Annotated in this window: 1 protein-coding gene; it reads right to left on the minus strand. The window is 68.5% G+C overall.

Annotated features, from left to right (window positions below; translation table 11 throughout):
- Positions 1-110: 110 nt before the first annotated feature.
- Positions 111-593, minus strand: a 483-nt coding sequence (locus N869_RS18185) for a hypothetical protein (protein WP_035063312.1), incomplete at its 5' end; no start/stop codon positions are given.

Here is a 593-nt window from a genome sequence, read left to right on the forward strand (position 1 = left end):
GTCGGTCGACGACGGCGGCGCCCCGCGCGCGCAGGCGCGCCTCCCAGGTGTGGAGTGCTGCGGTGACGTCGTGAGCGGTCATGGGTGTTCTTGTTGCGGTGGGTTCGGGGTCAGTAGCGGCCGGTGAGTTTGCCTTGTTCGGCGATGGGTAGGTGGTGGGGGATGGTGGGGTACCGGGTGAGGTCGATCTCCCAGTTGCCGTGGTCGTTGATGGTCCAGGCGCCGGTGTCGAGGTAGTGGTGCCAGTGGTTGATGACTTCGGGGATGGTCATGTGGGCGGTGAGGCTGTATTGGCCTTGGGGGTCGAAGCGGTGGACTGAGGTGCCGTGGGTGGGGTGGGGTTCGGCGACCAGGGGTGTCTCGCTGCCCAGGAGGAGGACGAACTCCGGTCGCCACAGGAAGTCCTTCTCCTCCTCGGTGCTGTCCGGGTCCTGCAACGTGACGTCGTCCCCGCAGAGCCCGTGCAGCTCGCGGGTGTCGGCCAGTGCGGCGTCGAGGTCCACGAACCAAGACCCGGGGATGATCTCCGGCAGGCCGGCCGTGGCCTCGGTCGCGGCGCCGTCGCGCTCGCCGTCGTGCCATTGCCAGATGGC

This window comes from Cellulomonas bogoriensis 69B4 = DSM 16987 (assembly GCF_000767165.1).
Taxonomy (GTDB): Bacteria; Actinomycetota; Actinomycetes; order Actinomycetales; family Cellulomonadaceae; genus Actinotalea; species Actinotalea bogoriensis.